The sequence below is a fragment of the Bacillus paranthracis genome, assembly GCF_024296885.1.
Taxonomy (GTDB): Bacteria; Bacillota; Bacilli; order Bacillales; family Bacillaceae_G; genus Bacillus_A; species Bacillus_A paranthracis.
This window is the reverse complement of sequence record NZ_CP101135.1, coordinates 880,723-894,079: the sequence shown is the minus strand read 5'-3', so window position 1 is coordinate 894,079 and position 13,357 is coordinate 880,723. Positions and strand designations below refer to the sequence as shown.

The window sequence follows — 13,357 nt, the reverse complement described above, 5'->3', positions numbered from 1 at the left end:
AAAAGTACTTTCATACAGTCTAATTACAGATGCGAGCATTCTTTACGGGTAAATCCACACATTCTACAGAAATGTGATATCCTAGCCAACGCTCAGCAATATGTTCAAATGATAAGGCAGAGCCTGTTGTAAAAAATCGATGCTCAGGATTCAGATTGTCAGACAAAATTCCTTTATGCTGTAAAATTGTGCTTAACTCTATCGCTGTTTCTTCTGCAGAACTAATAATCGTTACATCCTCTCCTAGTTCCTTTTTAATATAAGACTCTAAAAGTGGATAATGCGTACACCCAAGAATTAACGTATCTATATCTTCTTTCGTTAATGGCAGTAAAGCTTGTTTTACTTGCTCGGTTACATATGCTGTATCTTCTAATTGATTTTCTACAACTGTAGCTAAGGTCGGGCACGCATGACTATGCACTTTCAAATATGTATCAAGCTCATGCAATGCTTTTTCGTACATATTAGATTTTATCGTACCTACAGTTCCAATTACTCCGATTTCCCCTTTCTTCGTCACTTTAATTGCCGCTCTTGCTCCTGGATGTATAACGCCAATAACCGGAATAGAAAGTGCTTCTTGCAGCGCAGTCAATGCAGCAGCTGCAGCAGTATTACATGCTACAACTAGAGCTTTTAACGGAAACTGTTTGAGGAACTCAACCATTTCAAATACGAAAGATTGTACCTCTTCTACACTTCTTGGCCCATACGGACAACGTTCATTATCACCAATATAATAAATGCTCTCTTTAGGCAATTGTCTTATAATTTCGCTCGCAACTGTTAATCCCCCAACTCCCGAATCTAACACACCTATTACTGAATGTTTATGACATACAGACATATACTTCATCCCCTTTTCAATCATCTAGCGCCAACAACATTTATTATATTATGAAAATTCAATATTACATAATAATCCCTCTTGCTTTTAATCACAAACTCTTCTCTATAATCTGATTATTATTATATCCATTGACGTATAAAAATTCATTTGTTACTCTTAAATACGTTAAATTAATATTTAAATCCTCATTCGTATCTCGGTGAGGTAGAGGTTGCAGTCATTAAGAGTATCATTTCAGGAGATGTAGTGGCATTGATGAACGAATGAGAAAGGAATGATTGCCGAAGTAAGCCCGTGTCCACCATGCACGCTTGCTGGGTCTGCTACTTAATAAGTGCAGAACTGTCACAAACGTTTCGTTTGTGGAGAGCTATCGAGAGGTATGTCGTGGGTTTCTTATAAGATAGAAAGCATGTAGCGGCAAATTACGTGCTTTTTTTGTTTTGTTTGGGACTTCTCTTCCTGACTCAGGAAGACATACATATCTCCTCGCTTGACTTGGTTATACTAACTTTGGAGGTATTTTCTATGCAACAAAAAAAATGGGGCTTTTGGGTACTCACAGCTTTCGTTGTCGGTAATATGGTTGGCGCTGGTATTTTCATGGTGCCAAGTACGTTGGCACAAACAGCAAGCCCTCTCGGTGTCACTTTAGCTTGGTTAACAACAGGGTTTGGTGTTTTAATGCTAGCTCTTGTTTTCGGTAATTTAGCAATTCGTCGTCCTGATTTAACGACAGGACCACAAAGTCATGCATATGCTTTATTCTCAACACCAAAAAAGAAAAAAATGGCTGGTTTCAGTATGGTATGGGGATATTGGGTTGCAAACTGGGCAAGTAACGTTGCCATCATTACATCATTTGCGGGATATTTATCACTCTTCTTCCCGATTATGAAAGATACACGACTACTATTTTCAATCGGTTCTTTTAATGTAGAAGTCGGAAAACTAATTACATTTACGATTTGTTCCATCTTACTTTGGGGAACTCATATTATATTAACAAACGGTGTAAGCGGAGCTGGAAAGCTAAACTTCTTAGCAACAACAACGAAAGTAACTGGATTCCTTTTATTTATCGTCGTTACGTTATTTGCATTCGAAGCTTCTAAGTTTGGACAATGGTACACACCGATGATCGATAAATCAGGTGTATCACACGGTCTACTTTCACAAGTAAACTTAGCTGCTCTTACGACGCTTTGGGCATTTATCGGAATTGAATCAGCGGTTCTTTTATCAAACCGGGCCGTTTCTCCAAAAACGGTAAAACGCGCAACAGTTGCGGGATTACTTATTACAGTTGCGATTTACTTAGGAATTACAATTTTAACAATGGGTGTACTTCACATTGATAAATTACAAGCTTCTGAACGTCCATTAGCAGATGCACTAAACGCTGCAATGGGTCATGGCGGCGGGAAACTGATGGCATTACTTGCTCTTACTTCCCTATTCGGTTCCATCTTAGGCTGGATTTTATTAAGCTCAGAAGTACCGTATCAAGCAGCAAAAGAAGGTTTCTTCCCTTCCTTCTTCACAAAAACAAACAAAAAAGGAAGTCCAATTTATTCATTACGATTAACAAACATTATGTCGCAAGTGTTCTTATTCTCAACATTATCAGGAACAATTGCGGAAGCTTATACATTCGTTATTACTGTATCGACACTGGCCTACCTCATTCCATATCTCGTTTCACCAATCTTCCAGTTAAAACTAGTCGCAACTGGTGAAACGTATAAAAATGAAATACGGGCAAGAATTACAGATGGCATAGTCGCAGTGATTGCACTTTGCTACGCACTATGGGTTATTAAAACGGGCGCAGCCGATATAAAAACATTCCTTCTCGGAATTGGTTTATTCGTAATCGGCTTTGCCTTCTATCCATTAATGAATCGTGATCAGAAAAAAAATAACGAAAAGAAAAACGGGCAAGTTGCATAACGCAATTTGCTCGTTTTTTCTTTTACAAAACATATATAATAGAACAAAGAGGTGAAAAACATGTCAATCGAATCACTATGGAGCAGCCGTTTCCAACAACATATGCAAAATATCATTACATACTTTGCACGTATGATTAACGGTTTACTATATAGCTTTATCTTTATTTCATGTGTTGGTGCATACTATTATGCTCAGTTTCTAAAAGCATCTCCTTCTAAAGGAATATCTTTACTACTCATCACGATTGTACTTACATTCATTATAACGAGATGCCCTATTCGTACATTTATTCAGAAACCTGACGCTGTCTATTTACTAGCACTAGAAGAGAAATTAACTTCTTATTTCAAAAAATCTCTTCTATACAATTACATCATTCAGCTTTTCCCATTGTTATTTACGTTTCTTATTCTCGTTCCGCTTGCACTGCAATCATTACAATTAACGATACCTTTCTTATGTACAATCTTTATCATTTTAATGGTTACGAAAGCTTGGAACATATACATACATTGGATGTGGCGTGATTGTCACGAAAAAAATATATGGCTGATTATTCGTATTGCTTGTAACGCCCTAGTCATTTATATGCTGTTTTATGTAGCAAATGTTCTCATATTAGGTGGATTACTCTTACTACTTGCTTTCCTACTTCTATACACGAAAAAACAGCCTACAAAACGAATACCATGGGATTACATAATCGAGCAAGAAGAAAAAATGAACGTTCGTTTTTATCAATTTGCTAGCATCTTCACTGATGTTCCGCAACTAAATAAGCAAGTAAGTAAAAGAAAATGGCTTACAAATTGGATTGAACCTTTATTACATAAAAAACGAGCAACTTTCTTCTATTTACATACACTCGCATTTTTACGCGGGAATGATTATTTCGGTATATATATTCGCTTAGGGTTGATCGGTGCCTTTGCCTTATATTTTATACCAAACGTATACGTAAAAGGCGCTATCGCATATATCGTCCTATATATGATTTCTATGCAGCTCCGTTCCCTATGGAAATATTTTTCGGGAAATATTATTGTAGCATTATATCCAATTCATACTGAAAAACGACTGAATCAATTTCTTCACTTAATCTTTATATTGCTACGCATTCAGCTCATTATATTTTCAATTGTTATACTCATTGCTACAGGTCAATTTTTACATAGCCTTATCATTATGATTGTCGGGTTACTCTCGATCAAATTTATTATTGTACCAAAAACGAAACAACGCATTTCTTCGTTTTAACGAAAAGAATTATCTTAAAAGGCAAGGAGAAAATAAATTCTCCTTGCCTTTTTTATTTTTCCTCCTCAAACAAGAATCACCGGCACAATCGATATTTTATAATTTTACATACAAAAACGATAATACATGTTTACGTCCTAATAAAAAGGGTATCTATTAATTAACAGCGTAAAGGAGGGGCCTATATTGTGAATAAAAAAATGGAACAATTGAAGCACCACGTTACCGACAATCAACGCAAACACGCTTTAACAACAAACCAAGGAGTAACAATAGCCGAAGATGAATTTTCTTTAAAGATGGGCTTAAGAGGCCCAACTTTAATGGAGGATTTCCACTTTCGCGAGAAAATGACCCACTTTGATCATGAACGAATTCCTGAAAGAATTGTTCATGCGCGAGGAGTTGGCGCACATGGTCATTTTCAGCTTTATGAATCTTTAGAGGCATATACAAAAGCAGATTTTCTTACTAATCCTTCAAAGAAAACACCTGTATTTGTACGGTTCTCAACCGTTCAAGGCTCTAAAGGATCCAACGATACAGTAAGAGATGTGCGCGGATTTGCCACAAAATTTTATACAGATGAAGGTAACTATGATTTAGTAGGTAATAATATGCCAGTATTCTTTATCCAAGATGCTATTAAATTTCCTGATTTTGTCCATGCAGTTAAACCAGAACCACATAATGATATTCCTCAGGGAGCTAGCGCTCATGATACATTTTGGGATTTTGTTGCACATAATCCCGAGTCTACTCATATGGTTATGTGGCAGATGAGCGACCGGGCTATTCCGCGTAGTTTACGAATGATGGAAGGTTTTGGTGTTCATACATTTCGACTTATTAATAAAGAAGGAAAAGCCCACTTCGTAAAATTTCATTGGAAACCTACCCTCGGGGTTCATTCATTAGTATGGGATGAAGCTCAAAGGATTGCTGGGAAAAACCCTGATTTCCATCGTCAAGATTTATATGAAGCAATTGAAAAAGGGGATTATCCGGAATGGGAGCTTGGATTGCAGCTAATTCCAGAAGAAGATGAGCATGCATTTGATTTTGATATTTTAGACCCAACGAAATTATGGCCAGAAGAAGAAGTTCCTGTAAAACTAGTTGGTAAAATGACATTGAACAAAAATGTTGATAACTTCTTTGCAGAAACGGAGCAGGTAGCTTTCCACCCTGGCCATGTCGTACCAGGTATTGATTTTTCAAATGATCCTCTTCTGCAAGGAAGATTGTTCTCCTATACAGATACACAATTATCTCGTTTAGGAGGCCCTAATTTTCACCAAATTCCTATTAACCAGCCCGTATGTCCTTTTCATAATAACCAACGTGATGGCATGCATCAAATGCAAATTCATCGCGGTCAAACAAGCTATCATCCTAATGGCTTAAATAACAATCAACCAGCAACCGTGCAAGCTGAACAGGGCGGATATGAGCATTATCAAGAAAAGATTGATGGACATAAAATTAGGGGGCGCAGTAAAAGCTTTCTTAACTTTTATTCGCAAGCTAAACTTTTCTACAATAGTATGAACCCTATTGAAAAGCAGCACATAAAAGATGCATTTTGCTTTGAAGTTGGGAAGTGCAAATCAGACATGGTGAAGGCAAATGTAATTGCTCTTTTAAACCACGTCGATCGTCAATTAGCAAAGGAAGTCGCTAACATGATTGGAGCCCCTTTGCCTAAAGAAAATCACGAAATAAATTCGGATGCAAAATCACCTGCACTAAGTATGTCCAACACTATTTTTAAAGCTGATTCCAAAAATGTGGCAATTCTATTGAATGGTGACCCAAGCGTCTCCCTTCTGTCCGAATGGATTCAAGCTTTTGTACAACACCGAATGAACTATAGCATCATAGATAATAAAATTCATCAATTCAATGATTCCATTAAAGTAACGGATACTTATACAACAGCAGACTCTGCACTTTTTGATGCGGTATTAGTGTTTAGTAGCGAATCTGTCATTCAACCCCCTGTTTTAGAATTTGCAGAAACTACTTTTAAACACTTTAAACCGATAGCCTATGTCCTTAGCGATCCTCATGCTTTAGACAATAGTAAAATCAAATTAGATGGAGCAGGAATTTACAACTTAACAAACACTTCAATTGAGTCATTTATAGAAGGCATTGCCCAAGGACGATTCTGGAACCGATAATATAATATAATATAAGGAGCGGATTAGAATGAGTAAAAAAATTGCTATTTTAATAACGGATTATTTCGAGGACACAGAATACACAGAGCCAGCAGAAGCTTTTAAACAAAAGGGATATGAATTAACAACTATTGAAGCAGAAAAAGGGAAAACGGTACACGGTAAGCAAGGAAAAAGTGAAGTTGTAATTGATAAAGGTATCGATGATGTTTCTCCAGAAAACTTTGACGCACTCTTCATACCGGGTGGATTTTCCCCAGATATACTTCGTGCAGATGAGCGTTTCGTTCGCTTTAGTAAAGCATTTATGGATGCGGAAAAACCTGTTTTTGCTATTTGTCACGGACCCCAATTACTCATCACTGCACAAACACTTGAAGGACGCGATGTCACTGGATATAAATCTATTGAAGTCGATTTAAAAAACGCTGGCGGAAACTTTCACGATAAAGAAGTAGTCGTATGCCAAAATCAGCTAGTAACAAGTAGACAACCTGAGGACATCCCGGCGTTTATTGAAGAATCGTTGCGTATATTGGGATAGTTATTAAAGATTAATCAAAGTAGCTATTTAGCTACTTTGATTAATCTTTTTATTTGTATGAAAAACAAAAAAGAACCTTATTTTTAATGATCTTTTCATACACCCTCTTTTCTCTCCCCGGAACTTCTAATCACTTTTCATAAGCAGTTCTCATATAGTGAAAATGACTATACAATTCCTATCCATAAGTTAAATCATGATTTTACACATATATAAATACAAAAGATGGGAGCCTTATTTATGAATAACAATCCACCTTCAACGCCCCCAAATCCAGCGGAAACGAATAATAATGAAGTGAGCTTACAAACGTTACGCGTCATCGGACTTATTGTACTGATTAGTGGCTACATATTAGTCACTCTTTCTGAAGTAGGAACGTTAAAAAATCTTTTACTACAACCGAGCACCACTCCAAATTTAGCTGAAGTTGATCCGTTTTAAAAGCCATATGAAAAGCGATTTCTAGCATCGCTTTTCATATCGTTTTATCCAATCTGAGAAACCTCCCCCTCATACTTCTCTCTCCCAATCGCCTTCATAAATAATAAAATACTGCTCATACCAACGATAAAATATAGAGCACTCATGCCCCAAGATGCGATAAATGAACCTAGCATAACACCCAATGCCCCGTTCATTTTTGCCACTTGAAAGACCATTCCGTTAATCGCCATATATGAACCTCTCGCCTCATTTGGTACCATATCTGCCATAATAGATTGACGCACTGGCACATACATCATCTCGCCTACCGTTTGGAAAAGCCCTGCAATTAATAAAATCCATAAACTATTGCTCGTTCCGAGTATTGTAAATCCAATTGTATAAATGAATAAGCCTACATATAATATTTTCAAATCGTTGAAGCTTTTCAGCATTTTAATAAGAAGTGCTGAACATAATACAACTAAAATTGTATTCTCTGCAGAAATCCAGCTCAGCATGCGAATACCTGTTAAATCAAACGTAACACCATTCCCGAATAAAAAGTGCACCGTTTCAAATTCCTTCTGCAAACGTACTCCTAAATAATTATTAATTTGAAACTCTAACGATAATGTACATATACTTGCTGCACAAAAAATTAAAAATGCTTTATCTTTCATTACGACTTTATAACTATCCGCCATATCTTTTAATACATTTTTCTTCTCTACTATTTTTCTAGCTACATACACCTCTTCCATATATACAGCCATCACATATAAAGTAATAACTGCAATCACTGTTAATCCGATAAACAATTGCAATCTATAGTTCTCAAATAGTAATCCGCCAAATATCGCTCCAATCGCAATGGATAAATTAATTGCCCAGTAGTTAATGCTGTACATCACTTTTCGATTCTCAGGTGTACTCACATCAATTAACATCGCCTCTGTCGCAGGATTCATAAGTCCAGATCCTAAACTATTCACTAACATAAATATAAATGTTAGCCACGGTGAATCTACATAATCGGAATTCGCAATCCCCATACAAGCGATGGAAATGACTTGTATACTTTGACCGATAATCATTACTTTTTTACGACCGAGCCGGTCTCCAACATATCCACCGTATAAACCAATTACTAATGAAGCTATGACATTAATAAGTAGTAACGCACCAGCAATCGCACTACCTAACTTTATTGAAAAATAAATCGCCATAAATGGAAAAATCATCGTGGATACAGTACGTGTTAAAAACGAAGTTATAATTCTAATTTTTATATTTCGATGCATACTCCAAAATCCCATTGTTTCCCCCTCCTTACGCTTACTTATTTTACTTTGAAAAAAAGGAAGAAAAAGGTTAGAATATTCTAAAGAGTTTCCCCTTTTATGATAGAAGGAAGTGTATATATGAAAATTATGGACTATTACATTAGACTAAGACTACATGCACAAGATCAACAACATATGCGAAATAGCTTACAAGAATTAGCAGATGTTTTATATTGCAGTACGAAAAACGTAAAGATTTTATTAAAGAAAATGAGTGAGGAACAATTAATTAGCTGGACTCCAGGGCGAGGACGCGGAAATAAAACAGAAATTCTATTTATACATAATTTCGTAGAAGCGATTGAGTCCTATACAGATGAACTGTTAGCGCAAGAAAAATTAAAAGATATCTTTCTTCTTTTAAAAGAACCCCTACCCCTTGCACTTCAAAAAAAGATAGAAAATAAACTACATCATCATTTTGGATACGAACCTTCAAATGATATGTACGACATATTAAAAATTCCTATATCGAGAAAGATATTCCCCTTAGATCCGGCTTTTGTGGCTGTAACTACAGAGAGCCATCTTACGAATCAAATTTTTGATACGTTAGTCGTTTATAACGATGTTACGGAAAAAATGGAACCACACATTGCGCATACGTGGGAATTAAGTGAAGACGGGCTGACGTGGACTTTTTATTTACGAAAGGACATTCATTTTCATAACGAAACAGTTTTAACTTCTAAAGATGTACAATTTTCATTTGAAAGACTAAAGGAAGTTCACTCTCCTTTCGAATGGTTAACAGCAGAAATTGTTCAAATTGAAACACCATCACCACTGCAAATTCGATTTCATTTAGCAAAACCAAATTTATTTTTCTTACACTATGTAAGTTCCATACAACTAGCAATTTTGCCGCGTGATGCAGTTATTCAAAATCACCATTATATAGGTACTGGACCTTTCAAACTTTCTCATTACTCTGAAGATAATATCGTACTCGAAGCATTCTCTCATTATTTTAAAGAGCGCGCTTTATTAGACCGTATTGAATTTTGGAGTATTCCTGATCATGTGCAAATCGATGCTGATTATGAACTACCAAATGAAGAAGAAAATGAAAGGCATGATATACAAATAGAAGAAATAGGTTGTATTTATGCTGGCTTCAACTTTACAAAACCTGGTCCCCATCACGACATTTACTTTCGAAAGGCTTGGAGAGAACTATATGATGTTGAAACGATACTTCGTAGCATAGAGGGTAGACGAACAATTGCTGCATCAAGCTTTTTCCCTGAAAGAAGTCGCCAAGCTTCTAAAAGGTCTTACTCTTTAGAAAAAGCGAAAGAGTATTTAAAAAAGAGCACTTATAACGGAGAGACGATACATATTTACTTCTTCGCATTTAAAGATAGTGCAAATGATGCATATTTCTTAAAAGAACGATGTGAAAGTTTAGGTATACAAGTAGAGCTTCACCCATTTCTCGTTTCAGATTATATGAACCGTTCTATCGATCAACATGCCGATATTATTTTCATGGGAGAAGTGTTTGCTGCCGATCATGAACTTGCATTTTTAAATGTATTTAAAAATAAAAGTTGCTTTGTAAACCGGTTCATGGACCCGCACTATGAAAAACAAATTAACTGTTTGTTAGATACATTTTTATTAGAAGAAAATAAAGAAAAGCGCTACGAGCTCATGTATGAGATCGAAGAATTTTTACAAACAGAACACATCATTTTATTTAACTATCACGTTTTAAAAAGAAAGACATACCCTTCTTCTTTAAAAAACCTAACAATTGATTCATTCGGTTGGGCAAATTTTGCGAAGTTATGGATACAGTCATCCATGTCTTAAAATGCGATTCATTATAAAAGGAGAAGGTACTACATCCATAGTAGTACCTTCTTCACATACAAATATAAACTATTATTTAATTACTTCATCTAAGTGATCTTTCAAGTTCAATAAATATTGTTCAATATCCGGATTCTTCACCACATCATAACAAGCAAAACTCTTTAACGGACTCATCCCAAGAAACTTCTGCACGCGGTGTAAATGACTAAGCGTTGATTCTAGACTTTCCCCTTCAAAGAACTTCGTCTTATCTCCAAATGAATTTTCAGGTGCATTCCAAGTTGTAGAGAACATGTACTCTTTCTCTGTTAATAAACCACCTGTTCCGTATTCATCTGCACCTTTAAAGAACAAACCGTATTCATATACTTCATCCATATACGTTTTAAATAATCCTGGAACACTAAACCAATAAATCGGTGTTTGATAAATCACAACATCAGCCCATAAAAATTTATCTTGTTCTTCCTTTATATTGTATCCATCTTGAATCGTTGTTGTTTTCACTTGATGGTTCTCGCTTAATACCGTCACCATATGATCCACTAATGTTTTATTTAATCGTCCTTCCTTTGTACCGTATTTTTCATGTCCATTTATAATAAATATATTTTTCATCGTTTTTCTCTCCCCTACTCTATTCCTCGTTTATTAACCCAAGTTGCTGTTTCAACGTAAGATTATCTTCTAAATGCCAGTCTTCCGTAATCTTTCCGTCTTTCACATGCAAAATATCTATTGCAGAAAAGCTAATATTTTTACCGTTATGCGTTCCTGCAAAAGAAAGACGAGCTGTTACTTTATCACCAACAACCAATAAGTCTTCAATCTTGCAATGTATATCAGGCACAACTTTACGAAAATTTTGTGCTGCAAACTTTAACCCTTCAATGCCTTGTGGTCGCCCTTTTGGCAACGTATTATCGAAAAAATCTTTCGTAACAGTCTGCGAAAGAAGCTCCTCTTTACCTGTATCCCAAAATGCATAAAAACGCTGCGCTGCATGAACCATTTCGGTCGCTTCCATTTTACTTAGTGAAGGATCGATTGTCATTGTTTTTGCCTTTGGCATTTCTTTTAATAACTGTACTTCAGTTTTTCCCTCCACGCCACATGCTACAAGCACAATACAAATAACAAACAAACTAAGAAATCCAAACAACTTTTTTACCCCCATGAAAATCACCTCCCCCTCATCTAAACCCTTTGTATTTCATATTGCTATTGTATATGCACTAACTTCCTTTATAGAAGTAGTGATATTTTTTTCATATAGTTACCAAAAGTATAGTTTTGTGATACTATAAAGCAAATTCATTCAAAAAATTTTATGGAGGCTAGTTCCATGAACAATATAGATCCAGTTGAATTAACGAAAGGTTTACCTGGCATACCTTGTCCCATCGCTAAAACGCTTGATGTAATTCGTACAAAATGGACGTTTTTAATCATTCGCGACCTTCTTATCGAAGGAACATTACGCTTTAGTGATTTACAAAAATCAATGGACGGGATTAGCCCGAAAACATTATCGCTTCGACTAAAAGAATTAGAGTCTCAAGGCATTATAACGAGAAAAGTATATCCAGAAGTTCCGCCTCGTGTAGAGTACACATTAACGGATAAAGGAAAGCAATTAGAGAGGATTTTTATTGAATTAAAACGATTTGGATTAAGTTTATAAAACAAAAACCCCTTACCGTTGTAAGGGGTTTGATTACTTCGCAAAACTTTCAGCTAGCTGTTTTTCTCTCCACATAAATGTAATAGCGAGACCAACTATTAAAACAATTCCTGAAAATGCATATGGATAATGAATATTCATATCAAATAATATTCCGCCCATTGCTGGTCCTGCGATATTTCCTAAACTCGTATAAGTCGAGTTCATACCAGCAACGAATCCTTGCTCTTTTCCAGCTGCTTTTGATAAAAACGTCGTTAAAGCTGGGCGAAGCAAATCAAATGCAAGGAAAATAAAGCACGTAACGAGAAGTACAATCCAATAATTAAAGACTACAGTTGAAACGAACGCTAATACTGCACCTACAATTAAACAGATTTGAATTAACACTTTTTCACCGAATATATCAACTAATTTTCCAAACATAAATACTTGCACAACTACCCCAAAGATTGAACTAATTGTAATAATTGCCGCAATATCTTTCGGTGTGAATCCAAACTTATGATCAGAAAACAGACTGAACACCGTTTCATATGCCGATAAACCGAACGCAAGTACAAATACGATAATAAATGCGATTGCATACATTGGATGTAATGATTTCTTTAAATCACCAATAAAGCTTGATTCTTTCGTATTAGAAGAAATCTCTGCAAGCTCTTCTTTCGTTAACGGTTCTTTTAAAATAAAGATCGAGATCACACATGCTACAAAGGCAATTACTGCTGCAACGAAAAACGGCACACGTATACCGTATTCTGCAATAAATCCGCCGATTCCAGGTCCTATAATAAAGCCGGTACTAATAGCAGCAGATAAATATCCCATCGCCTTTGGACGTTCCTGTATAGATGTAATATCCGCAACATATGCCGTAACACCAGGCATAATAAACGCAGCACTAATTCCGCCTAACACCCTCGCTGCATAGAGCATCCATACATCTGTTCCTAATCCAAACAGAAGCTCTGAAACACCAAAAATAAATAATCCAATGATTATCATTTTCTTCCTACCATAAAGGTCGACCCACCGGCCTGTAATAGGTGAAGCAATAAGCTGAGCCATTGCAAACACTGCAACGAGATATCCCATCGTCTTACCTGTTAAACCCATATCATTCATAAAGGACGGCATAACCGGAATGATTAATCCAATCCCTAAAAAAGCGATAAATATATTACTCAAAAGAATGACCAGTACCATCTTTTGTTCTTTTATCGGTTTCTTCACTTTCAACACCTCTTCCCGTAAGCTCCCCTCAAAAAAATAATACCCAAG

General features: G+C 36.0%; 12 protein-coding genes and 1 riboswitch. Of the genes, 7 read left to right on the top strand and 5 right to left on the bottom strand.

What is annotated here, in order from left to right:
* Positions 1-19: 19 nt before the first annotated feature.
* Positions 20-850: a glutamate racemase gene (racE, locus tag NLJ82_RS04565; protein WP_000109652.1), complete on the bottom strand. Its 831-nt coding sequence runs from the start codon at positions 848-850 to the stop codon at positions 20-22.
* Between the two features lie 200 nt (positions 851-1,050).
* Positions 1,051-1,234, top strand: a riboswitch (Lysine riboswitch).
* Positions 1,235-1,381: 147 nt separating this feature from the next.
* Here racE and NLJ82_RS04560 point away from each other — a divergent pair.
* From NLJ82_RS04560 to NLJ82_RS04540, 5 genes are all read left to right on the top strand, one after another.
* Positions 1,382-2,806, top strand: coding sequence for an amino acid permease (locus tag NLJ82_RS04560; protein WP_001186309.1), 1,425 nt, complete (start codon positions 1,382-1,384; stop codon positions 2,804-2,806).
* Between the two features lie 60 nt (positions 2,807-2,866).
* On the top strand, positions 2,867-4,066 hold the full coding sequence (locus tag NLJ82_RS04555) for an ABC transporter permease (protein ID WP_000021404.1): 1,200 nt from the start codon (positions 2,867-2,869) through the stop codon (positions 4,064-4,066).
* 188 nt (positions 4,067-4,254) lie between these two features.
* A complete protein-coding gene (locus tag NLJ82_RS04550; protein WP_001035779.1) occupies positions 4,255-6,252 on the top strand; it encodes a catalase in 1,998 nt (665 codons plus the stop codon).
* A gap of 28 nt (positions 6,253-6,280) precedes the next feature.
* Entirely contained in the window at positions 6,281-6,796 is a 516-nt protein-coding gene (locus NLJ82_RS04545) for a type 1 glutamine amidotransferase domain-containing protein (protein WP_000037518.1), read from the top strand.
* Positions 6,797-7,036: 240 nt separating this feature from the next.
* Complete coding sequence (locus tag NLJ82_RS04540) at positions 7,037-7,240, top strand: hypothetical protein (RefSeq protein WP_001063858.1); 204 nt, start codon at positions 7,037-7,039, stop codon at positions 7,238-7,240.
* Positions 7,241-7,284: 44 nt separating this feature from the next.
* Here the strand turns inward: NLJ82_RS04540 and NLJ82_RS04535 are convergent, their stop codons facing one another.
* A complete protein-coding gene (locus tag NLJ82_RS04535; RefSeq protein ID WP_000508186.1) occupies positions 7,285-8,541 on the bottom strand; it encodes an MDR family MFS transporter in 1,257 nt (418 codons plus the stop codon).
* Between the two features lie 84 nt (positions 8,542-8,625).
* On the opposite strand from NLJ82_RS04535, the gene NLJ82_RS04530 reads away from it, so the two are divergent.
* On the top strand, positions 8,626-10,386 hold the full coding sequence (locus NLJ82_RS04530; protein WP_000569515.1) for an SgrR family transcriptional regulator: 1,761 nt from the start codon (positions 8,626-8,628) through the stop codon (positions 10,384-10,386).
* 72 nt (positions 10,387-10,458) lie between these two features.
* Here the strand turns inward: NLJ82_RS04530 and NLJ82_RS04525 are convergent, their stop codons facing one another.
* Both NLJ82_RS04525 and NLJ82_RS04520 read right to left on the bottom strand, forming a co-directional pair.
* Positions 10,459-11,007 carry an NAD(P)H-dependent oxidoreductase gene (locus NLJ82_RS04525; RefSeq protein ID WP_000789166.1) on the bottom strand — a complete coding sequence of 183 codons (549 nt, stop codon included), beginning with the start codon at positions 11,005-11,007 and terminating at the stop codon, positions 10,459-10,461.
* A 19-nt stretch (positions 11,008-11,026) separates the two neighbouring features.
* A complete protein-coding gene (locus tag NLJ82_RS04520; RefSeq protein ID WP_000538346.1) occupies positions 11,027-11,566 on the bottom strand; it encodes an ester cyclase in 540 nt (179 codons plus the stop codon).
* A 168-nt stretch (positions 11,567-11,734) separates the two neighbouring features.
* On the opposite strand from NLJ82_RS04520, the gene NLJ82_RS04515 reads away from it, so the two are divergent.
* Positions 11,735-12,073: a winged helix-turn-helix transcriptional regulator gene (locus NLJ82_RS04515; protein WP_001059469.1), complete on the top strand. Its 339-nt coding sequence runs from the start codon at positions 11,735-11,737 to the stop codon at positions 12,071-12,073.
* A 33-nt stretch (positions 12,074-12,106) separates the two neighbouring features.
* On the opposite strand, the gene NLJ82_RS04510 is transcribed toward NLJ82_RS04515, so the two are convergent.
* Complete coding sequence (locus tag NLJ82_RS04510; RefSeq protein ID WP_000742940.1) at positions 12,107-13,309, bottom strand: MFS transporter; 1,203 nt, start codon at positions 13,307-13,309, stop codon at positions 12,107-12,109.
* Between the last annotated feature and the right edge of the window lie 48 nt (positions 13,310-13,357).

Coding starts and splice junctions, on each gene's coding strand:
- NLJ82_RS04535 (WP_000508186.1), bottom strand. CDS start 8,541: ATGGGATTTTGGAGTATGCATCGAAATATAAAAATTAGAATTATAACT.
- NLJ82_RS04540 (WP_001063858.1), top strand. CDS start 7,037: ATGAATAACAATCCACCTTCAACGCCCCCAAATCCAGCGGAAACGAAT.
- racE (WP_000109652.1), bottom strand. CDS start 850: ATGTCTGTATGTCATAAACATTCAGTAATAGGTGTGTTAGATTCGGGA.
- NLJ82_RS04530 (WP_000569515.1), top strand. CDS start 8,626: ATGATAGAAGGAAGTGTATATATGAAAATTATGGACTATTACATTAGA.
- NLJ82_RS04525 (WP_000789166.1), bottom strand. CDS start 11,007: ATGAAAAATATATTTATTATAAATGGACATGAAAAATACGGTACAAAG.
- NLJ82_RS04560 (WP_001186309.1), top strand. CDS start 1,382: ATGCAACAAAAAAAATGGGGCTTTTGGGTACTCACAGCTTTCGTTGTC.
- NLJ82_RS04520 (WP_000538346.1), bottom strand. CDS start 11,566: ATGGGGGTAAAAAAGTTGTTTGGATTTCTTAGTTTGTTTGTTATTTGT.
- NLJ82_RS04545 (WP_000037518.1), top strand. CDS start 6,281: ATGAGTAAAAAAATTGCTATTTTAATAACGGATTATTTCGAGGACACA.
- NLJ82_RS04515 (WP_001059469.1), top strand. CDS start 11,735: ATGAACAATATAGATCCAGTTGAATTAACGAAAGGTTTACCTGGCATA.
- NLJ82_RS04555 (WP_000021404.1), top strand. CDS start 2,867: ATGTCAATCGAATCACTATGGAGCAGCCGTTTCCAACAACATATGCAA.